This window comes from Polaromonas sp. (genome assembly GCF_035638815.1).
Classification (GTDB): domain Bacteria; phylum Pseudomonadota; class Gammaproteobacteria; order Burkholderiales; family Burkholderiaceae_C; genus Polaromonas.
On sequence record NZ_DASQZG010000017.1, the window covers coordinates 74,452 to 95,839 of the forward strand.

The window sequence follows — 21,388 nt, forward strand, 5'->3', positions numbered from 1 at the left end:
GCTGCGAACAGTCCGGGGCGAACGCCGTAGAGGTCTTTTCAAAGCGGCAGGAAACGTTAGGCAAAGCCGCATATCCACGACTTGTCATTTGTCACCTCAAAAATCCCCACTTCCCCCATGCGCCAAGCTCTCGAACTTGGTGATGCGGTTGATAAAGGCCAATTTCACCGTGCCCGTCGGGCCGTTACGCTGCTTGCTGATGATGACCTCGGCCACACCCGGCTCTTTGCAGGCTTCCTTGGTGTAGTACTCGTCCCTATAGATGAACATGATGATGTCGGCATCCTGTTCAATGGCGCCTGACTCGCGCAGGTCGCTCATCATGGGTCGCTTGTCGGTGCGTGACTCGACGCCGCGGCTTAGCTGTGAGAGTGCAATCACAGGGCACTGCAGCTCTTTGGCCAGCATCTTCAGGCCGCGCGAAATTTCGCCCACCGCGGTGGCGCGGTTTTCTTCGCTCATGCTGGAAGACACGCTCATGAGCTGCAGGTAATCGACCACGATCAAACCCAACTTACCGCACTGGCGGGCCAGGCGTCTGGCGTTGGCGCGCAACTCGCTCACGGTCAGGCCGGGTGTTTCGTCAATGTGCAGCGAGATGTTGCGCAGCTTCTCAATGGCTTCAGTCAGCCGCGGCCATTCTTCGTCGGTGAGCGCGCCGGTGCGCAAATGGGTTTGGTCGATGCGGCCGATGGAGCCGACGATACGCACGGCCAGTTGCGACGCGCCCATCTCCATGGAGAACACCGCCACCGGCAAGCCTTCATTGAGGGCCACGTGCTCGGCGATGTTGATAGCCAGTGCGGTCTTGCCCATGGAGGGTCTCGCGGCAAGAATCACCAGATCCCCAGCCTGAAAGCCCGAGGTCATTTTGTCCAAGTCGTAGAAGCCAGTGGGCACACCGGTGACGTCGTTCGGGTTCTCCGACATCTCGGTGACGCGGTCCAGCAGGCTCACCACCAGGGTGTCCATGCTCTGGAAGCCCTGCTTCATGCGCGAGCCCTGCTCGCCGATGTTGAAAATCTTTTGCTCGGCCTCGTCCAGGATCATGGCCACGGCCTTGCCCTGCGGGTTGAAGGCGTTGGTGGCAATCTCATCACTGGCGGCGACCAGCTTGCGCAGGATGGAGCGCTCGCGAACGATCTCGGCGTAGCGGCGGATGTTGCTGGCGCTGGGCACGTACTGGGCCAGCGAGTTGAGGTAAGCCAAGCCGCCCACGTCGTCGGCCTTGCCCTGGTTCTGCAGGTGCTCGTACACCGTGATCACGTCCGCAGGTTTGGTCGCGTTGATCAGCGCGCCCACAGCGGCGTAAATCAGCTTGTGCTCGTAGCGATAAAAGTCTTCATCCACCAGCAGGTCACCCACCCGGTCCCAGGCGCCGTTGTCCAGCAGCAGGCCGCCCAGAACACTGGATTCGCCCTCGATGGAGTGCGGGGGAACACGCAATTGGGCGATTTGCCGATCGGCGCTGAAGCGGGGGTCTTGGGCTGTGGAAAGTACGGCGGACATGGGTTTCCTGAGAGGTGCTAAATAGTACGCTGCCCCGGTCCAAACCGCTGTGGACAAGCTTGTGAATAAGCGGGGGAAATGCGGTGTAAATGAGGCCTGAAGATGTGCACAGACAATTAAGCGTCCATGAAAAAAGCCGCTCAGCGAGCGGCTTTTTCGGATACAGCGAGAAAGCTTAGGCTGATTCGCCGTAAACCGTCACGGTGATGTCCACAGCCACGTCGGTGTGCAACGCGACGGTCACAGGATGATCGCCAACAGTCTTGAGCGGGCCGTTAGGCATGCGGATCTGCGACTTGACCACAGGGAAGCCCTGCTTGGTCAGTTCGGCAGAAATGTCATGGTTGGTCACCGAGCCGAACAAACGGCCATCAACACCGGCTTTTTGCGTCAGCTTGACGGTGGTACCGCCCAGCTTTTCGCCCTGAGCCTGGGACTCGGCCAATTTGGCAGCGGCGACTTTTTCGAGATCAGCGCGCTTGACTTCAAATTCCTTGATCGCGGCGGCTGTGGCACGACGTGCACGGCCAGACGGGATCAGGAAGTTACGGGCGTAACCGTCTTTGACTTTAACGACTTCACCCAGATTGCCCAGGTTGACGACTTTGTCGAGAAGAATGATTTGCATGGTCGTGTTCCTTACAGGCTACGGTGCTGGTCGCTGTAAGGCAGCATCGCGAGGAAGCGAGCGCGCTTGACGGCGGTGTTGACCTGGCGCTGGAAAATCGCGCGCGTGCCGGTCAGGCGGGCGGGGATGATTTTTCCGTTTTCGGCTACGAAATCGCGCAGGGTGTCGATGTCTTTGTAGTCGATTTCTTCAACGCCAGCGGCTGTGAAGCGGCAAAAACGCTTGCGCTTGAACAGCAGGGATTGTGTGTTGCGCTTGGGGCGCTTGTCTTTATTGAAACGTTTTGGTCCGGGCATGATGGACTCCTTAAATGGGGTTCGTTACTTGTTCAGAAACTGGATTAAAAGTCTGGATGTGAAACACGACACTTTTGCTGCCTCGGGCGTTAACCAGAAAACCGGTGAACCTGAAGGGTTTGCCTAAGGTCAACTGGCCTGTTTGTTCAGCCAGCGCGCCAAAAGCAACCGCCTTGACCGTTAAATTAACTTGCCGTTTGACCCCTGCCTCCAGCATTTCCGACTCATGTACAAGTACAAAGTTGGTAGCGGGGATTCCGGCGGGGGTGTACCGGAGAGGACTTGCCTCGGCGATACAAGCGGTTAACTCAACGCGGTTCACTGTGCAATCTTTAAAAGCGCAGCAGTGAGTCGTGGAGCAACAGCGTAGTGGCTGATTAAGCCGCGTACTCCTGCTGCTGTGTCTTGCGCGCTTCTTCGCGCTCGACGTTTCTCATCATCAGTGACGGGCCGGTTTCGGCCTTCTTTTTCACCACGGTCAGGTGGCGCAGAACGGCGTCATTGAACTTGAATGCGTGTTCAATTTCTTCCATCACGGCCTGGCTGGCTTCAATATTGATGCACAGGTAGTGGGCTTTGGCGAGTTTCTGGATCAGGTACACCAGCTGGCGGCGGCCCCAATCTTCAACACGATGCACTTTTCCACCGCCGGCGGTAATCATGCCCTTGTAACGTTCCAGCATGGCTGGCACTTGCTCGCTTTGATCCGGGTGGATCAGCAAGACGATCTCATAGTGACGCATAAACTCTCCTTGTGGTTTGATAAAAGCTGCCCCAGCGTCGTTAAGGGTGCAGCAAGGCGAAGCCCATGATTATATACCGCCAGGGATGGAGCCCCACGGTCGCTCGCTTCGCGTAGCTTCCTGCCCCCGAGGGGCCGCTGCGCCAGCGGACCGGCGGAGCAGGATCCGCGGCCCCTGCTTGACCGGAGAGCCTTTGCGGATGCCTCCTATTCTCCCCATCGTCCCGGGCTTATTGACGGCTGGAACCCGAGTAGCGACGTCTAAAAGGGTTTGAGGTCCGGGTAACGGACGTGTTCCACCAGTTCCTGGGATTCCTTGCTGGGGGGTGGGGTTAGCAGGCTCACCACCACAATGACGGCAAAACCTACCGGCACGCCGAAAAGACCGGCGGAAATGGGGTCTATGCCCCACCACAGCTGGATTGGGGAGGTGACACCAAAAATGGCGCGCAACCAGGGCTGGTTGGCAATCATGTAGAAAGTGGTGACCCCCAGGCCGGCCAACATGCCCAGTGCAGCCCCTACGCCGTTGGCGCGTTTCCAGAAAATGCCCAGACTGAGCGCGGGAAAGAACGAGGCCGCCGCGAATGAAAAGGCAGCCGACACCAGAAACAGAATGTCCGCCGGTTTTTGGGCCGCCACATAGGCCGCAAGCAAGGCCACCACCAGCAACAGGATTTTGGAGACCGTCACCCGGCTCACGGTTGAGGCGTTGGGGTCAATCATCTTGTAGTACAGGTCATGCCCCAGCGCGTTGGCAATGGTCAGCAACAGGCCATCGGCGGTGGAAAGCGCCGCCGCCAGCCCACCCGCGGCCACAAGACCCGAAATCACATACGGCAGACCTGCCAGCTCGGGCGTCAGCAGCACAATGATGTCCCCGCCTATGGTCATCTCGTTGAGCTGCAGGATGTTGTCGCGGTTGACATCCACCACCGACAGCAGCGCCCGGTCGACCTTGGTCCAGCTGTTGACCCAGGCGGGCAGCTGGTCAATGGGCGTGCCGACCAGCACCGTGAATATTTCATATTTCACCAGCACGGCCAGCGCCGGAGCTGTGAAATACAGCAAAAGAATGCACAGCAAAGACCAGGTTACCGATTGCCGCGCCTCCCGCACGCTGGGCACGGTGTAGTAACGCATCAGGATATGGGGCAAGGCGGCGGTGCCAACCATCAGGCAAAAAATCAGGGCCAGAAAATTGCGCCGTGAGGTGTCGTAAATTTCTTTTTCTTTGGGCGTGCCGTCCGGGTCGCCGGCAAACTGGGCCGCGTGGGCGGGCATGCCATTGAGTGGTTGGGTTTTAAGGTCCGCTACAGCCTTGGCGGCAGTCCAGGCCCTGATGGCGGCGGCTTCGTCCTTGGGCATGGTGGCCAACGCCCTTGCCGCTGTAGACACCTCCTGAACCGAAGCTTGAGCAGCCTTCAGCTCGTCCATTTTTCTGCTCGCAGCCAGCTTGTCTGCCGCAAACGAAGGTCCCGGATCTTCCAGCTTTTTGGCGAGCACTTCTGAGCGCTGTTTGAATATTTCCCGAACCTGAATTTCTTTGGGGTCGGTGACCAGCTCTTTTTCTTTGGCGGTCACTTTTTCAAGCTGATAGCCGTAGACCACTTGCGGCACGGGCACACCCGTTTGCTTGACGGATAACCACACCACCGGGATCAGATAGGCCACCACCAGAATGATGTATTGCGCCACCTGGGTCCAGGTGACTGCACGCATGCCACCCAAAAACGAGCACACCAGAATACCGCCCAGCCCCAGAAATATGCCAAGCTCGAAAGCAACCCGCGTGAGGTAGGAAGTGATAAGACCCACACCGTAAATCTGCGCTACCAGATAAGTGAATGAACACAAAATTGCGGCGGCAAGACCGATGAGCCGGGGCCAGTTTCCACCGTAGCGCTCGCCCAGAAAATCCGGAATGGTGAACTGGCCAAACTTGCGCAGATAAGGCGCCAGCACCAGTGCCACCAGGCAGTAGCCGCCCGTCCACCCCATGATGAAAGCCAGGCCGCTGTATCCCGTGAGATAAAGCGTCCCTGCCAGACCGATAAATGACGCGGCCGACATCCAGTCGGCGCCAGTGGCCATGCCGTTGTAGATGGCCGGCACCCGCCGACCCGCCACGTAATACTCGGCAGCATCCGTGGTACGGCTCATGACACCGATGCCCGCATACAAGCCGATGGTCGCCAGCAAAAAAATGGAGCCAATCCACAGCCGCGGCAAGCCCATTTTTTCCAGCACCGCCAGCCCTGCCACAAACAGAATCAGGCCCACCGTGTACCAGCGGTACACGCGGTCGAGCTGGGACTTGAACTGCTGTTCGGTCACTACGACGCCATCACGCGATCCGAAAAATCCCGCCACCTCAGTTGTCCTCTTCCGCGACGTCATAAGCAACGTCGAGGCGGTTCATGTACCAGGCGTAGAAACCGATGATGCAACCATACACCAGCAATGAGCCTTGCGCGCCCATCCAGAAGCTGAAGGGCCAGCCAAAAAACCGGAAATTCAGGGCGCGTGCGAAATAGCTCACCCCAAAGGTCACCAGAAACCAGATCAATAAAAGCACAAGGGTCACAACAAGGTTTTTACGCCAGTAGTGGCGGTGTTTATCAGCAAGCTGCATGGCTGACCCCGGTGGTTGGTGCAAGCTGGGATTCACGTTCCAGTTGCGCGGCCACCTTGGGCTCGAACTGGCGCAGATGTGCCACCACTTTTTGCGCCTCGTCCGTTTGTCCCAGTTCCTGATGGACGCGCGCAAGCTGATACCAGCCATAGGGACTCATGGGTTGCAGGCTCGTGTTTTTTTTCAGCGCGTGCAGCGCGTCATGAAACTGGCGCGCGTGCATCAGCGCCAGAGCCAGGCCGTACCAGGCCCTGTCCATGGCCGGCTCAAGCGCCAGGGCCTGGCGGAAGGCTGGCGCGGCTTCAAGCTGCCTCCCCGCTTGTTGCATCACGAAGCCCAGGTTAAACCAGGCTGCAGCATCCTCCGGCTGCGCCGCAGTGAGTTGCTGCAGGGTCACGATGGCGGCGGCAAAATTCTGACCCTGCGCCTGCAGATGCGCCCTGCTGGCGAGCGCATAAGTGTCCATCGGTCGCAACTGCAACATACGCTCGAAGCGGGACAATGCGCCTGCCCTGTCGCCAAACACCAGCAGCAACACCGCCTGCATTTTCAGAAACAGGTAGTTGAGGTTATCCATCATTGGCACATCATTTGCACATCGCCACGCCAAGCTGGACGCAGATGCTGACCTTGGCCAGCGTCGCCCCAGCCCAGACAAACAGCAACAGCAGAAATGCCACCAGAGGCAGATGCCGGTCCAGTACCACGCGCGGTGAAAGAAAGCGGGCAACGCGAACCCATGGCCGGCCCGCCACCTGCAACACGCGGTAAAACGGATTGCGATCGCGGGACGCGCCAGCCAGCAAGCCCAGCAAGCCCTGGCCCGCCAGCACGAGCAACGCTATTTCAGCAAGCAGTTTTACAGTGATGGCCAGGGCAAGCATTGCCCCCGATTGTCTTCAAAGGGCTTGCCCCTTGCTTACCGCAGGCCCACCAGCCACCGGGGGTTTTCCCTCGGTTGCGGGTGGTGCGTGGGAGTTATCTAGCTCGCCAGGCGCTTCCAGGTGTCGATCACGGTATCGGGATTCAGCGAGATGGAGCCGATGCCCTGCTCCTTGAGCCACTGGGCAAAGTCCGGATGGTCGCTGGGCCCCTGGCCGCAGATGCCGACATATTTGCCCTGTCGCTTGCAGGCCGCGATGGCCTGGCTGAGCAGCGCCTTGACGGCTGGGTCACGCTCATCAAAATCCTTGGCCAGAATCTCCAGCCCGGAGTCTCGGTCCAGCCCCAGCGTGAGCTGGGTCAGGTCGTTGGAGCCAATCGAGAAGCCGTCGAAGTATTCGAGAAACTGGTCGGCCAGCACCGCGTTGCTCGGCACCTCGCACATCATGATGATTCTGAGTCCAGCTTCGCCCCGCTTCAGCCCATGTTTGGCCAGCAGCTCAGTCACGGCTTTGGCTTGCCCCAGTGTGCGCACAAACGGAACCATGACCTCCACATTGCTCAGGCCCATGTCGTTGCGCACGCGCTTGAGCGCTTCGCATTCCATGGCAAATGCCTCTGCAAAATCCGGGCTGAGGTAACGCGCTGCACCGCGAAAGCCCAGCATCGGATTTTCTTCATCCGGCTCGTAACGCGAGCCACCGATCAGCTTGCGGTACTCGTTGGATTTGAAGTCCGACAGGCGCACGATGACCGGTTTGGGCCAGAAGGCTGCGGCAATGGTCGCAATACCCTCTGCCACTTTGTCAACGTAAAAGGCGCGTGGTGATGCGTGACCGCGAGCCACACTTTCCACGGCTTTTTTCAGGTCGGCGTCCACGCCGGGGTAGTCCAGAATGGCTTTGGGGTGCACGCCGATGTTGTTGTTGATGATGAACTCCAGCCGCGCCAGGCCCACGCCGTGGTTGGGGAACTGGCAGAAGTCAAAGGCCAGCTGTGGATTGCCCACGTTCATCATGATCTTGATGTCAATCGGCGGCATCGCGCCGCGCTGCACTTCAGTCACTTCAGTTTCCAGCAGACCGTCGTAAATGTTGCCGGTGTCGCCTTCCGCGCAGCTCACGGTCACCAGCATGCCGTCTTGCAGGCGCTCGGTGGCGTCACCGCAGCCCACCACCGCCGGGATGCCCAGTTCGCGCGCAATGATGGCCGCGTGGCAGGTGCGCCCGCCGCGGTTGGTCACGATGGCGCTGGCGCGCTTCATCACCGGCTCCCAGTTGGGGTCGGTCATGTCGGTCACCAGCACGTCGCCGGCCTGGACCTGGTCCATATCCTTGATGTCGCGCACGATGCGCACCGGCCCTGTTCCGATCTTCTGGCCAATCGCGCGGCCCTCGGTCAGCACAGTGCCCACACCTTTGAGTTTGTAACGCTGCTCGGCCTTGCCCTTGGCCTGACTCTTCACAGTTTCGGGACGGGCTTGCAGAATGTAGAGTTGCCCGTCGGTGCCGTCCTTGCCCCACTCAATATCCATGGGGCGGCCGTAGTGGTCTTCAATGATCACGGCATAACGCGCCAGTTGCTCAACGTCGGCATCGGTCAGCGAATAACGGTTGCGAAGTTCGGTCGGCACGTCGGTGGTTTTGACCAGCTTGCCGCCCGCTTTTTTCTCGTCCGCGGTCGTAAATTCCATCTGCAGCAGCTTGCTGCCCAGGTTGCGTCGAATCACGCAGCGATTGCCTGCTTTCAGCATGGGCTTGTGCACATAAAACTCGTCCGGGTTCACGGCGCCCTGCACCACCGTCTCACCCAGGCCGTAGCTGGATGTGATGAAGACCACGTCTTCAAAACCGCTTTCGGTGTCGATGGTGAACATGACGCCAGCCGCACCGATGTCGCTGCGCACCATCCGCTGCACACCGGCTGACAGCGCCACATCGGCATGGGCAAAGCCCTGGTGTACGCGGTAGCTGATGGCGCGGTCGTTGTAGAGCGAGGCAAACACCTCTTTCATCTTGTGCAGCACGTCCTCGATGCCAACGACATTCAAAAAGGTTTCCTGCTGGCCGGCAAAAGAGGCGTCTGGCAAATCTTCAGCCGTGGCCGATGAACGCACGGCAAAGCTGGCCTGCGGGTTGCCGGCGCTCAGCGTGGCAAAACTCTCGCGTACGGCTTTGGAGAATTCTGGTGGGAAAGGCTGGGCTTCTACCAGTGCGCGGATTTTGCTGCCGGTCTCAGCCAGCGCGCGCACGTCGTCGGTGTTGAGCGCATCGAGCAGCGCGTTGATTTTTTTGTCGAGACCATCGTGCGCCAGAAACACGCGGAAAGCGTGCGCCGTGGTTGCAAAGCCGGTGGGCACCTGCACGCCTTGGGGGCCGGTGGGCAGCTGCGAGATCATTTCGCCGAGGCTGGCGTTTTTACCGCCCACTGCCTCGACATCTGTCATTCTCAGGTTTTCAAATGGTACGACCAGTGCGGTCGCCTCAAAAAGGTTGGACATAAAAATACTCCGGGAGGTTTAAAAACCGGGACGGAGCACATGCGCGGCGGGCAACCTTGTTGTTGTTTGAAGGGGTTGGGGCGGGGCATGGCTGGGAATATCGGGATAATTGGCCCATTGTAGGGGGCTCACCCCCAGCTGTGCCCTTCCAGCCTTTCATCACCCTGACCCCACTCTGGCGCCCATCCATGTCCAACCGAACCGTATTTTTCATCTCTGACGGCACCGGCATCACGGCGGAAACGTTTGGTAACGCCATCATGGCGCAGTTTGAGATGAAACCGCGCCATGTCCGCATGCCTTTTATCGACAGCGTGGACAAGGCGCACCAGGTGATTCGGCAGATCAATCACACGGCTCTGCTGGACGGCAACCGGCCGATTGTCTTCACCACCCTGGTCAACATGGAAATACTGCATGTCATCAAAGGCAATTGCCACGGCATGTTGCTCGACATGTTTGGCACTTTTGTCGCACCGCTGGAGACCGAGCTAGGCATCAAGTCCAATCACCGCGTTGGCCGCTTTTCAGATGCCTCCAAAAGCAAGGAATACGACGACCGAATCGAGGCCATCAACTTCTCGCTGGCGCACGACGATGGCCAGAGCAACCGGGACCTGGCCGGCTCGGACGTCATTCTGGTGGGCGTCAGCCGCAGCGGCAAAACCCCAACCTCGCTCTACCTCGCCATGCAATACGGACTGAAGGCGTCCAACTACCCCCTGATCCCGGAAGACTTCGAGCGCCGCCAGTTACCGCCTGCTTTGGTGCCGCACCGGCAAAAAATCTTCGGCCTGACCATTGCTGCCGAGCGCCTGGCCCAGATCCGCAATGAGCGCCGGCCCAACTCAAAGTATGCGAGCCTTGCCAACTGCCGCGATGAAATCCATGAGGCCGAAGCCATGATGCGGCGCGAAGGCATTCGCTGGCTATCCACCACCACCAAGTCAATTGAAGAGATTGCAACCACCATCCTGCAGGAAATCCGGCCCGAGCGGCTTGAATACTGACGCTATGTATTTGATAGCTAACTGCGCCCGTGTTTAAAGGGCAAGTGGCCAATTTGATTCATAAAGCCGCCCCGTTTGCCGCTGAGGGGCCTGTCAGGCCCCTCCCACCCTTAACGCCCGCGCAGTGAAGCCGCAATCGCCGCAAAGGCGCGCCTGTCCAGCGCGTGGGTAAACGCCGTGTTGCCTATCGGGTGCGACGACAGTTTCACAATCACCAACCCTGCCGCCGGATTGATATGGATGTGCTGCCCGTTCAACCCCTTGGCTTCATAACTGCCGTCCGCGTCATGCGGGATCCACCACTGGTTGTGATACGAGTAGCCAGCGCGCATAGGCATGCCGGCGGATTTGAACTTCTCGGGATCCGCGCCCTTGCGGATTTCGGCAATCACGGACGCCGGCACCACCTGCTGGCCATTGAAGCGGCCCCCAAGGCGCATCATTTCTCCAAATCGGGCCAGGTCGCGCAGTGAAGCGTTGAAGCCAATGCTTGTCAGCTGCGTGCCAATCGGGTCTGCCCAGACATACGCATCTTCCTGCGCACCGATGCGTGACCAGATGCGCTCTGACATCAGCGTGGCGTAGCTCTTGCCGGTGACGCGCTGCAGCAGCCAGCCCAAGACCTCGGTATCCACCGTCTTGTACTGAAAGCCGCCGCCGTGCTCGCCCTCCTTCTTCACGGTCTTCAGAAAGTCCGTCACCGTGCGCGCGCCTGCGTAGTTGGCAGGCGCAGGCAGCAGGCCCGCTGCAATCAGGTACTGGAAGATGCCGGAGGAAGGATCAGCAAAGTTTTCGCGATATTGCACACCCGTGGTCATGTCCAGTGCTTGCTGCACGGTGGCATCGGCCCAGGCGCTGTCTTTCAGCTCGGGCAGGTAGCTTGAAATCAGGGCGTTGGCATCGACGGTGCCCTCCTTGATCAGCAGTGTGGCGAGCAAGCCGGTGAAAGACTTGCTCATGGACCACGCCACGTGCGGTTGCAGCGCATTCATGCCGGCAAAGGTTTTTTCGTACACCACCTTCCCTTTATGCATAACCAGCAGACCGTCGGTGTAAGTGCTCCGCTCCCAGTCGGCAATATTCAGGCGGGTGCCTTTGTCATCTTCCAGCCAGACGCCATCCAGCTCCCGCGAGGCCGCAGGCAGGGCCGACGCGGGACGCGCACCGCGCGATATGTTCGCGGTAGGCCCCAGCTCGCGCAGGTGATGAAAAGCCCAGCGCGCGTTGGGGTACTTCAGGATTGTTCCCAGCCGCACAACCTTGTCTGGCGGTGGCGGAAAACCCTTCATCAGTTCAAGCGTGACCGGGTCGGTGGATTCGGGCGCAGGCAGTTGCGGCGCCTGGGCCAGGCCGGCGGAGGCCATACAGAACAGGGCTGCCGCGATGGCAGCCTGCGAAAGTGAACGGGTAAAAACCGACATAAAAACTCCTGTGAAGTGAAAGCGTTGAAGACAGGAGGTATTGCAGCGTGCAGGTTTATCTGCCGTGTGTCGGCGGGCGGCATTTTTGCAAGCGCAGTTGTCAGGGCGCCTGCCAGACACACTGGGATACACGGGCGGCAAGGGCCCGGTTGATCGATGGGCTATAACCACCCCATGGAAGCCGCCGACCACATCCTCATCGTTGACGACGACGCGGCCATTCGCGAGCTGCTCATGCAGTACCTGCAGAAAAACGGCCTGCGCGCCAGCGCCGCCGCCGATGGCCGGCAGATGCATGCGGTGCTTGCCAGCCAGCGCATTGATCTGATCGTGCTGGACCTGATGCTGCCGGGTACCGACGGGCTGGCGCTGTGCCGGGACTTGCGGGCCTCGGCTCAGGCCATACCCATCCTGATGCTGACGGCGCGGGGTGATGAAGCCGACCGCATCCTTGGCCTTGAAATGGGCGCCGACGACTACCTTGCCAAACCGTTTGCCGCGCGTGAGCTGCTGGCACGCATCCGCGCGGTGCTGAGACGCACCCGCATGTTGCCGCCCAATCTGCGCGTGACAGAGCCGGCGCGCGAGCTGTGTTTTGGCGACTGGCGTCTGGACACCACGGCCCGCCACCTCGCCGATGCCAGCGGCACAGTCGTCTCCCTCAGCGGCGCTGAGTACCGCTTGCTGCGCGTTTTTCTGGACCACCCGCAACGCGTACTCAACCGCGACCAGTTGCTGGACCTGACCCAAGGCCGTGCATCCGAGCTGTTTGACCGATCCATCGACCTGCTGGTGAGCCGCTTGCGCCAGCGCCTGGGCGACGGTGTGCGTGAGCCGCGCTACATCAAGACGGTGCGCAACGAAGGTTATGTGTTTTGCGCCGCCATTAACGCCGGTGACGGCCAGTGAGCGCGCGCAAGGGGCTACAGCGCCTGTGGCCAGGCAGCCTGTTTGGCCGACTGGTGCTGATTTTTTTCTGTGGGCTGGCAGCCGCGCACATCCTGTCGTTCTGGCTGGTCTTTGCGGAGCGTGGCATGGCCACGCGCGCGATGATGGCGTCTTACCTCGCGCGGGATGTCGCCAGCTCTGTCGCCATTCTTGAACGCGTGCCGCCCGCCGAACGGGCAGCCTGGCTGCCACGGCTCGATCGCCGCAACTACCGGTTTGAGATCGGAGGTGCAACCGCAGGTACGCCGAGCGCCCTGCCCATGGCGCAGCAGGTCCGCGCCGCCGTATCGGCTGCGCTCAAACGCGAGGTCGCGGTCAGCGAAACGAATGGCAGCTCGCTGCGTCTGCACCTCACGCTGGCTGATGGCACGCCGCTGTCAATTGACATGACCGAGCCGCGCATGGAGGTGTCAGCCTGGGTGCTGGCCGTGCTGGCAGCGCAGCTTGTGTTGCTCGTCCTGTTGACCTGGTTTGCCGTGCGCCTGGCCACGCGGCCACTGGCGCGGCTGGTTGATGCCGCCAATGCGCTGGCGCCCGGACTTGCCACACAGCCCCTGCCCGAGACCGGCTCGCGCGAGGTTGCGCAGGCGGCTGCAGCCTTCAATGCCATGCAGCGCCGTATTGATACGCATCTGGCTGAGCGCATGCGCATTCTGGCCGCGGTGTCGCATGACTTGCAAACACCCATCACCCGCATGCGGCTTCGCGCCGAGCTGCTGGACGACGCCATTTTGCGCGAGAAGCTGCAGAGCGACCTGGCCGCCATGCAGGCGCTGGTGGGTGAAGGCCTGGCCTACGCACGCAGCGCCCACAGCGTGACCGAACCCTTGGCCCGCGTTGACCTGCATGCCTTGCTGGACAGCCTGGCCTGCGACTACGCTGACGCTGGCCAGCGGGTGGGCCTGCAGGGCAGCGCGGGCCAAACACTTCAGACCCGGCCTCAGGCTTTGCGCCGGCTGGTGGCCAATCTGGTGGACAACGCGCTCAAATTTGCTGGCACTGCTGACATTGAGGTGAGCAAGCACGGTGAGGACGGGATCAGCGTGGAAGTACTGGACCGTGGCCCCGGAATTCCGCAAGATCAGTTGCAAGCGGTATCGCAGCCCTTTTACCGCCTTGAAAGTTCACGCAATCGGGACACGGGTGGCACCGGATTGGGTCTGGCCATCGCGCAGCAGTTGGCTCAGGTGCTGGGCGGCGAACTCACGCTCAGCAACCGCAACGGCGGCGGCTTGCGGGCGCGGCTGCTGCTGCCGGGGCGGCCAGGCACGCAGTGATCCTGCCACTGATACGGCGCCTGCAATGCTACGTTTTTCATAGCAATCTTCGACCGTGAATAAAGGGCGTGGGCTCGTTTTTCTTCATGAACAAAGCCAAGCGGGCGATCTTGCGGGCTTAATACCTGTAAAAGCTGCTGCATAGCCGAGCGCGATACATCACATAGACATAAACTATCGATATACATAAATAGCGAGTGATATACTATCAATTCGCTGACCCGTTCAGCATCAACCCCTTATAGGAAGCTATTCAGATGTCCCTGATCAATACCCAAGTCCAGCCTTTCAAAACCCAGGCCTTTCTCAATGGCAAATTCATCGACGTCTCGAACGAATCGATGAAGGGCAAATGGTCGGTCCTGATCTTCATGCCGGCCGCATTCACATTCAACTGCCCCACCGAAGTTGAAGATGCCGCCGAAAACTACGCTGAATTCCAGAAAGCCGGCGCCGAGGTCTACATCGTGACGACCGACACACATTTCTCGCACAAGGTTTGGCACGAAACCTCCCCGGCCGTCGGCAAGGCCAAGTTCCCGCTGGTGGGCGACCCCACCCACGCTTTGACCAAAGCGTTTGACGTGTTTATTCCTGAAGAAGGCCTGGCCCTGCGCGGTACTTTCGTGATCGACCCCGAGGGCATGATCAAGACCGCTGAAGTGCATTCCAACGAAATCGCACGCGACGTCAAGGAAACCCTGCGCAAGCTCAAAGCCGCCCAGTACACCGCAGCCCACCCCGGCCAGGTTTGCCCAGCCAAATGGAACGAAGGCGCCAAGACCATCGCCCCGTCCATCGACCTGGTCGGCAAGATCTAAGAACCGGTCCAACCGCCCCGCTGCCTTGCTGACGAAGGCCCGGGCCCCGGCACATACGTGTGCCGTCCCGGGCTTTTTTGTTCCCATTTGAAATTGAAAGTGAGTCCGCCATGCTTGACGACGCCACCAAAGTCCAACTGAAAAGCTATCTCGAACGCGCCACCACGCCCATTGAAATCGTCGCTTCTCTGGGCGATAGCGAGGCGTCTGGTGAAGTGCTGTCGCTGCTGAAGGACGTCGCAGAGTCGTCGCCGTTGGTCACGCTGACCGAAAGCCGCGACGACCCGCACCGCAAGCCCTCGTTCTCCATCAATCGCCCGGGTGAAAACCACGGCCCGCGTTTTGCCGGTTTGCCCATGGGCCATGAATTCACCTCGCTGATTCTGGCGTTGTTGCAGATCGGCGGTTACCCACCCAAGGTCGAGGAGGAGATCCTCGAGCAAATCCGCGCGCTGGACCGCGACCTTGAGTTCGAGGTTTATGTCTCGCTGACTTGCCACAACTGCCCTGACGTTGTGCAGGCCCTGAACGTCATGGCCGTACAGAACCCGCGCATCAAAACCACCATGATTGAAGGCGGAACCTTCCAGGATGAGGTCAAGGAGCGCGAGATCATGGGCGTGCCCACGGTCTTTCTCAACGGCACCATGTTCGGAAACGGTCGCATGACCCTGGAAGAAATCCTGGCCAAGATCGACACCAGTGGCGTTGAACGCGAAGCCAAAAAGATCAGCGAGAAAGATCCCTTCGACGTGCTGATTGTCGGTGGGGGTCCCGCAGGCGCGGCCGCAGCCGTGTACGCCGCGCGCAAGGGCATACGCACCGGCGTCGCGTCCGAGCGTTTCGGCGGTCAGGTGCTGGACACCCTGGGAATTGAAAACTTCATCTCCATCAAGGAGACCGAAGGCCCGAAATTCGCGCACGCCCTGGAAGAACACGTGCGTAACTACGACGTGGACATCATGAACCTGCAGCGCGCCAAGGCACTGGTGACACAAGCCGGCCCGGGCAAGGACATGATCGAGATCCAGCTTGAAAGCGGCGCCTCGCTCAAGAGCAGATCGGTCATCATTTCGACAGGAGCACGCTGGCGCAACATCAACGTACCCGGCGAACATGAGTTCAAAAACAAGGGCGTGGCCTACTGCCCGCATTGCGACGGCCCGCTGTTCAAGGGCAAGCGCGTCGCTGTCATTGGCGGCGGCAATTCGGGCGTTGAGGCGGCTATTGATCTGGCCGGCATCGTGGGTCATGTGACGCTGATCGAGTTCGACACCGCGCTGCGCGCCGATGCCGTGCTGCAGCGCAAACTCATGAGCCTGAAAAACGTCGATGTGTTCACCAATGCACAGACCACCGAGATCACCGGCGACCAGAAGGTCAACGGTCTGGTCTACAAAGACCGCGCCAGTGGCGAGCTGAAAACCGTGCCGCTTGAGGGTGTGTTCATCCAGATTGGCCTTGTGCCCAATACCGACTGGCTCAAGGGTGTCGTGGCGCTTTCCAAACACGGCGAGATTATTGTGGACGCCAAAGGCCAGACATCGGTGCCTGGCGTGTTTGCGGCGGGGGATGCAACGACCGTGCCCTTCAAGCAGATCATCATTGCGGCCGGTGATGGTGCGAAGGCGGCGCTGGGCGCGTTTGACCACCTGATGCGCACGTCGGCACCCGCAGCCTGACAGCGCGGTAAGCGGCATCCGCCGCTTACCGCTGCAAAGAAGAACGGCTATCACTCCCATTCGCGGTCATACCGCATACAAAGGGTTATGCATTTGTTCTTGCCCAATGCCCGGGACCTGCGGACAATCAGCAAATTCAAAACAAAAAGAGGAATGCCATGAAAGGCGACGCACAAGTCATCACCCACCTGCAGGCCCAGCTCAAAAACGAGCTCACGGCCATCAACCAGTACTTCGTGCACTACCGCATGTACAAACACTGGGGCCTGGACAAGCTGGCCAAGAAGGAATACGAAGAGTCCATCGGCGAGATGAAACACGCCGACAAACTGATGGACCGTATCTTCATGCTCGACGGCCTGCCGAATCTGCAGGACCTCGGCAAGCTGATGATTGGCGAAGACGTGCCGGAAGCCCTGGCCTGCGATCTGAAAGCCGAAACTGGCGCCCAGGCCACCATCAAGGACGGCATTGCCCATTGCGAAAGTGTTCGTGACTATGTTTCGCGCGACCTGCTGCAGGGCATCCTGGACGACACCGAAGAGCACATCGACTTTCTGGAAACGCAAATCGAGCTTGTCGCCAAGGTAGGCATTCAGAACTACCTCCAGAGTCAGATGGGCGAACTCAGCTGAACGACGTTAGCAGCAAATAAACGGGGCCTGCAGGCCCCGTTTTCATTGGTGCAACAGAATTTCAACCTTCTAGCAAATACAATTACGAATCGTTCTCATTTGATATACACTCTGCGACGACCTTTACCAGCCAGCCAATCCTGAGCATCCAAGCTTCGAGGACCGCCAAGCCATTTCTGAAAAACTGCTCAGCCGCCTCATGCGGCCGGGCCATGCTTGGAGGCCATCATGGCAAAAATTTCCACCCGCAACGCACGTCAGGTGCGTCGCCCTCTTCCACGCCCTATCGCGATTACAGTCTCTGTCCCGGCTCCAGTAATGACTCCTGCCAGGGCAGTGCTGCCCCTGGGTGCATTGATGCTGGCAGCCTCCTTTTCCAGTTGGGGGCAAACAACCACCCCTTCCGGCAATGAGGTTCAGACCGAAACAAGGACATTGGCCCCTGTGACGGTCCGGGAGAAGTCAGAGGCGGAGGGAAAGGACGCGTTACGGGTCAACCGCTCCACCATCGGCAAGGGCAACCAGGAACTGCGCGACATACCGCAGTCCGTCACGGTGGTCACTGAAAAACTCATCGACGACCGCAATCTGGACACAGTCAAGGAGGCGCTGAAAAACACCGCGGGCATCAGTTTTCTGGCGGCGGAAGGCGGAGAGGAAGACATTCGCCTGCGCGGTTTTCCGCTGCAAAGCACTGGCGATCTTTTCATCGACGGAATTCGCGACCCCGCCTTCTATGAGCGCGACACCTTCAATCTGGACCGGCTGGAGATCCTTCGCGGCTCAGCGTCCATGCTGTTTGGGCGGGGCTCCACCGGTGGCGCTGTGAATCAAGTCAGCAAGGTACCGCGCCTGATCACTGAGCACGAGGTGTCCACCACATTTGGCAATCACAGCTACAAACGGGTGACGGGCGACTTCAACATCAAGACAGGCGAAAACGCAGCCCTGCGTCTGAACGCCATGTCCACCACTGCCGACAACAACGGCGCGGGCAGCAGCCTGGACAAAAAAGGCCTCGCCGTTGCCTACCGCATGGGCATCGGCACTGCAGACGAATTTCTGGCCAGCCTCTACCACCTGGACAACAACAACGGCATGAATTACGGCATGCCCTGGATCCGGCCCAACGCCAGTTCACCAGCCAGCGCTACCACCATGCTGCCGCTGGACCCCAAGGCCTACTACGGGATGGCCAGCGACTACAACGCTGGTAGCGCCACCATGGCCACCTTTGGTCACATCCACCGCTTCAGCAGCGAAAGCGAACTCAAAACACAGTTGCGTCTTGGCAAATTTGACCGCGACCAGCGCGCCGGCACGGTTCGGATTGCCCCGGCGGCCCAGCAGCGCGGGGGCAGAGCCGTCAACCTGGACAATTTCGGCCCCAACACCGTGCTCACGCGCGGCACGCAGCTCAAAGTGCAGGACATGCAAACCGTGCATCTGCAAAGCGATTTCAGCAACAAGTTTGCGGCGCTTGGGTTCAAGCATGAACTGTTGACCGGCGTTGACTTTGCCAACGAGAAAAAGACTGTCTACGCTGCACGTACTGCCGCCCAGGGCGGCGTGAATCTGACCAAACCCAACACACTGGCGGGCACGCCTGATGACGGCGCTTCGATCGACGAATCCAGGCGTGTGCTGCGTCCGTCCAGCGATTTTGTGTCCAGTGGCGCTGGCGTTTACGCGCAGGATCTGATCCAGGTCGCGCCGCACTGGAAGGTCCTGCTGGGCCTGCGTTATGACCGCATGACAGGTGACTACAACACCTATGCCATTCCCGCCGCGGCGGCAGGCCCGGTGACAACAACCCGCTACAGCCAGAAAATTTCAGCCTGGAGCAAACGCGCGGGACTGCTGTACCAGCCCAACCCCTTGCACTCCTACCACGCCTCCTATGGCACATCGTTCAACACGTCCGGCGACACCTATTCCTACAGCGCCGCCACGGTCGACACCCCGCCAGAGTCGAGCCGCAACATTGAAATCGGTGCCAAGCTTGACACAGCTGACAAGCGTTTCACCACACGTCTGGCGGTATTTCACTCAACGAAAATGCATGAGCGCAACACGGACCCACTGCTCAATATTGCCGTTCTGTCGGGCAAGCGCAATGTAGCTGGTGCGGAGATTGACATCACCGGGCGCCTCACGCCCGCGTGGGAAGTCTACGGCTCGTACATGTGGATGCCGAGCGCCCGCATCGACATCGGCGCTGCCGGTGCCGAGGGCCAGGGCTCACGCCCATCCTTGACCCCGCTGCACAGCGGAACCGTGTGGACCACCTACAAACTCACCTCCAAATTGCGTGTGGGCGGCGGTTTGAACTTTCGCGGCAAACAGACGCCCATCCGCAACCCCGGGTGGATGGTTCCTGGCTACGTGACCGGTGACCTGATGGCCGAATACATCGTTAACGAACTGCTGACGGTAAAGGCCAATCTGACCAACGTGACCAACAAGCTTTATGCAGACTCTCTGTACTCGGGACACTACATCCCGGGCGCAGGCCGCTTGTTCCAGGTTACCGCCAGCGTCAAGTTCTGAACGGGGGAGTCTTCGGGCTCTCCTGCTTGCCACAAGCCACCATGCAACTCACCCTCCCCGACATCCTCCACGCGAGTGACCTGCAAATCGCTCGCGGGCTGTTGGTCGGCGCGCCGTGGGCTGACGGCAAGGGCAGCGCCGGCTCCCAGGCTGCCCAGGTCAAAAACAATAACCAGCTGCCTTATGACTGCGAAGCATCGCAGGCCATCAGCGCCATGGTGTTTCGCGGGCTGGAGAGAAGCGCGCTGTTTCTGACCGCTGCCCTGCCCAGGAAAATTTTTCCACCGCGCATCAATCGTTATGCGGGCGCGGCCAACCACTATGGCAACCATGTTGATAGCGCCATTCGCACCCTGGCCGACGGGCAACGTGTCCGCTCCGACATCTCCTGTACCGTCTTTCTTTCGGAGCCGGGTGAGTACGTCGGCGGGGAGCTCACCATTGGCGAACCCGGTGGAGAAACCGGTGGAGAAAGGCGAGTCAAATTACCCGCCGGCCACGCCGTTCTTTATCCCGGCAACAGCGTGCACCAGGTGCAGCCGGTTACTCGCGGTGAACGCCTCGCCTGTTTTTTCTGGATCGAAAGTCTGGTGCGCAGTGAAGAGCAGCGGCGTTTGTTATTCGACATGGACATGGCCTTGATGCAGCTTCGTCAGGCGTACGGCGAAAGCGCAGCCACCACGGCGCTCACCGGCAGCTATCACAACCTGTTGCGCATGTGGGCCGAGACGTGAAGGCCGCCAGCCCGGCTCCCGTCCCCGCTCTGGAAACGCTTCCCTCTGGCCTTGTGAATCTGGCCGACCACGAAGCTTTGGCGCGCACCCGGCTTGACGACGGGGCCTGGGCTTATTTCAGCGGCGGTGCAGGCGACGAAATCACCATGCGCGCAAACCGCGACGCATGGGACACGTTGCAGCTACTGCCACGCGTCTTGCAACCACTGGCCGGCGGGCACACGCGCATTGAGTTGCTGGGCCGTACCCTTCACCACCCCCTGCTGGTGGCACCGATGGCCCATCAGCGCATGGCCCACCCGGACGGAGAAGTAGCCACCGCACATGCTGCGGCGTCGCAAGGCGCGGGACTGGTGCTCAGCACACAGGCCAGTGTGCCCATTGAAACCGTGGCACAGGCCTTTGGTGCCTACGCCGAACGGGGACCGCTGTGGCTTCAGCTTTACCTGCAGCATGACCGCGGCTTCACGCGCGAGCTAGTGGGCCGAGCAGAACAGGCCGGCTATGAAGCGCTTGTGCTCACTGTCGACGCACCCGTCAATGGCGTACGGGATCGGGAGCGCCGCGCGGGCTTCAAGTTGCCACCCGGCGTATCGGCCGTCAACCTGTCTGGGCTTGCACCACGTGCCACAAGTCCAGACGCGCATTTTTTTGAACGCCTTTCCGCCCACAGCGCAACATGGGATGACGTTCAATGGCTGCAGTCCATCACCCGACTGCCCGTCATTCTCAAGGGCGTGATGCATCCCCAGGACGCCCGGCAAGCCGCTGCGTTGCAACTGGCAGCGTTGATCGTCTCCAACCACGGCGGCCGTACGCTGGACACCACGCCAGCCACTGCCGCGGTATTACCCCGAATGGCGCAGGCCGTCGCGGGAGACCTGCCCCTGCTGGTGGACGGCGGCATCCGCCGCGGTACCGACGTGCTCAAGGCAGTGGCGCTGGGAGCCAGTGCCGTGCTCATCGGGCGGCCTTGTCTTTACGGTCTGGCGAACGCTGGCGCACTCGGTGTTGCGCACGTATTGCGCCTGCTCCGTGACGAGCTTGAAATAGCCATGGCCCTCACCGGGTGCGCCACGCTTGACCAGGCCCGCCCTGACCTGTTGTTCAGCTGAAGT

20 protein-coding genes are annotated in these 21,388 nt (G+C 60.1%); 9 read left to right on the forward strand and 11 right to left on the reverse strand.

Features of this window, described 5'->3' with window-relative positions; translation table 11 throughout:
* Positions 1–96 precede the first annotated feature (96 nt).
* From dnaB to ppsA, 10 genes are all read right to left on the reverse strand, one after another.
* Positions 97–1,509 carry a replicative DNA helicase gene (dnaB, locus tag VE934_RS12245; RefSeq protein WP_324887848.1) on the reverse strand — a complete coding sequence of 471 codons (1,413 nt, stop codon included), beginning with the start codon at positions 1,507–1,509 and terminating at the stop codon, positions 97–99.
* A gap of 175 nt (positions 1,510–1,684) precedes the next feature.
* Complete coding sequence (gene rplI, locus VE934_RS12250; protein ID WP_324887849.1) at positions 1,685–2,137, reverse strand: 50S ribosomal protein L9; 453 nt, start codon at positions 2,135–2,137, stop codon at positions 1,685–1,687.
* 11 nt (positions 2,138–2,148) lie between these two features.
* Positions 2,149–2,433 (reverse strand): 30S ribosomal protein S18, encoded by a 285-nt coding sequence (rpsR, locus tag VE934_RS12255; protein WP_318404945.1) that lies wholly within the window; start codon positions 2,431–2,433, stop codon positions 2,149–2,151.
* A 10-nt stretch (positions 2,434–2,443) separates the two neighbouring features.
* A complete protein-coding gene (priB, locus tag VE934_RS12260; RefSeq protein ID WP_324887853.1) occupies positions 2,444–2,755 on the reverse strand; it encodes a primosomal replication protein N in 312 nt (103 codons plus the stop codon).
* Between the two features lie 55 nt (positions 2,756–2,810).
* Positions 2,811–3,176: a 30S ribosomal protein S6 gene (rpsF, locus tag VE934_RS12265; protein WP_168921997.1), complete on the reverse strand. Its 366-nt coding sequence runs from the start codon at positions 3,174–3,176 to the stop codon at positions 2,811–2,813.
* A 260-nt stretch (positions 3,177–3,436) separates the two neighbouring features.
* Positions 3,437–5,575 carry a sodium:solute symporter family protein gene (locus tag VE934_RS12270; RefSeq protein ID WP_324887858.1) on the reverse strand — a complete coding sequence of 713 codons (2,139 nt, stop codon included), beginning with the start codon at positions 5,573–5,575 and terminating at the stop codon, positions 3,437–3,439.
* A complete protein-coding gene (locus tag VE934_RS12275) occupies positions 5,550–5,810 on the reverse strand; it encodes a DUF4212 domain-containing protein (protein WP_324887860.1) in 261 nt (86 codons plus the stop codon). The genes VE934_RS12270 and VE934_RS12275 overlap by 26 nt, the downstream gene beginning before the upstream one ends.
* Complete coding sequence (locus tag VE934_RS12280; RefSeq protein ID WP_324887862.1) at positions 5,797–6,387, reverse strand: tetratricopeptide repeat protein; 591 nt, start codon at positions 6,385–6,387, stop codon at positions 5,797–5,799. Before VE934_RS12280 ends, VE934_RS12275 begins: the two co-directional genes overlap by 14 nt.
* A gap of 10 nt (positions 6,388–6,397) precedes the next feature.
* The gene (locus tag VE934_RS12285; RefSeq protein WP_324887864.1) at positions 6,398–6,694 is read right to left on the reverse strand and encodes a hypothetical protein; all 297 of its coding nucleotides are present in this window, start codon (positions 6,692–6,694) and stop codon (positions 6,398–6,400) included.
* Positions 6,695–6,792: 98 nt separating this feature from the next.
* Positions 6,793–9,192 (reverse strand): phosphoenolpyruvate synthase, encoded by a 2,400-nt coding sequence (ppsA, locus tag VE934_RS12290; RefSeq protein WP_324887866.1) that lies wholly within the window; start codon positions 9,190–9,192, stop codon positions 6,793–6,795.
* A gap of 188 nt (positions 9,193–9,380) precedes the next feature.
* Here ppsA and ppsR point away from each other — a divergent pair, with 188 nt between their 5' ends.
* Positions 9,381–10,202, forward strand: coding sequence for a posphoenolpyruvate synthetase regulatory kinase/phosphorylase PpsR (ppsR, locus tag VE934_RS12295; RefSeq protein ID WP_324887868.1), 822 nt, complete (start codon positions 9,381–9,383; stop codon positions 10,200–10,202).
* Positions 10,203–10,312: 110 nt separating this feature from the next.
* On the opposite strand, the gene VE934_RS12300 is transcribed toward ppsR, so the two are convergent.
* Entirely contained in the window at positions 10,313–11,623 is a 1,311-nt protein-coding gene (locus VE934_RS12300) for a serine hydrolase (RefSeq protein ID WP_324887870.1), read from the reverse strand.
* Between the two features lie 174 nt (positions 11,624–11,797).
* Here VE934_RS12300 and VE934_RS12305 point away from each other — a divergent pair, with 174 nt between their 5' ends.
* The 8 genes from VE934_RS12305 (at position 11,798) to VE934_RS12340 (ending at position 21,385) form a co-directional block, all read left to right on the forward strand.
* The gene (locus VE934_RS12305) at positions 11,798–12,532 is read left to right on the forward strand and encodes a response regulator (protein WP_324887872.1); all 735 of its coding nucleotides are present in this window, start codon (positions 11,798–11,800) and stop codon (positions 12,530–12,532) included.
* Entirely contained in the window at positions 12,529–13,848 is a 1,320-nt protein-coding gene (locus tag VE934_RS12310) for an ATP-binding protein (RefSeq protein ID WP_324887874.1), read from the forward strand. Before VE934_RS12305 ends, VE934_RS12310 begins: the two co-directional genes overlap by 4 nt.
* Before the next feature lie 257 nt (positions 13,849–14,105).
* Entirely contained in the window at positions 14,106–14,669 is a 564-nt protein-coding gene (ahpC, locus tag VE934_RS12315; protein ID WP_324887876.1) for an alkyl hydroperoxide reductase subunit C, read from the forward strand.
* Positions 14,670–14,779: 110 nt separating this feature from the next.
* Positions 14,780–16,351, forward strand: coding sequence for an alkyl hydroperoxide reductase subunit F (ahpF, locus tag VE934_RS12320; protein WP_324887878.1), 1,572 nt, complete (start codon positions 14,780–14,782; stop codon positions 16,349–16,351).
* Between the two features lie 158 nt (positions 16,352–16,509).
* Entirely contained in the window at positions 16,510–16,986 is a 477-nt protein-coding gene (gene bfr, locus VE934_RS12325; RefSeq protein WP_304831526.1) for a bacterioferritin, read from the forward strand.
* A gap of 228 nt (positions 16,987–17,214) precedes the next feature.
* Positions 17,215–19,536, forward strand: coding sequence for a TonB-dependent receptor (locus VE934_RS12330; RefSeq protein WP_414693843.1), 2,322 nt, complete (start codon positions 17,215–17,217; stop codon positions 19,534–19,536).
* A 41-nt stretch (positions 19,537–19,577) separates the two neighbouring features.
* Positions 19,578–20,270, forward strand: a complete 693-nt coding sequence (locus tag VE934_RS12335; RefSeq protein WP_324887882.1) for a Fe2+-dependent dioxygenase — start codon at positions 19,578–19,580, stop codon at positions 20,268–20,270.
* Complete coding sequence (locus tag VE934_RS12340) at positions 20,267–21,385, forward strand: alpha-hydroxy acid oxidase (protein ID WP_414693844.1); 1,119 nt, start codon at positions 20,267–20,269, stop codon at positions 21,383–21,385. The genes VE934_RS12335 and VE934_RS12340 overlap by 4 nt, the downstream gene beginning before the upstream one ends.
* Positions 21,386–21,388: the final 3 nt, after the last annotated feature.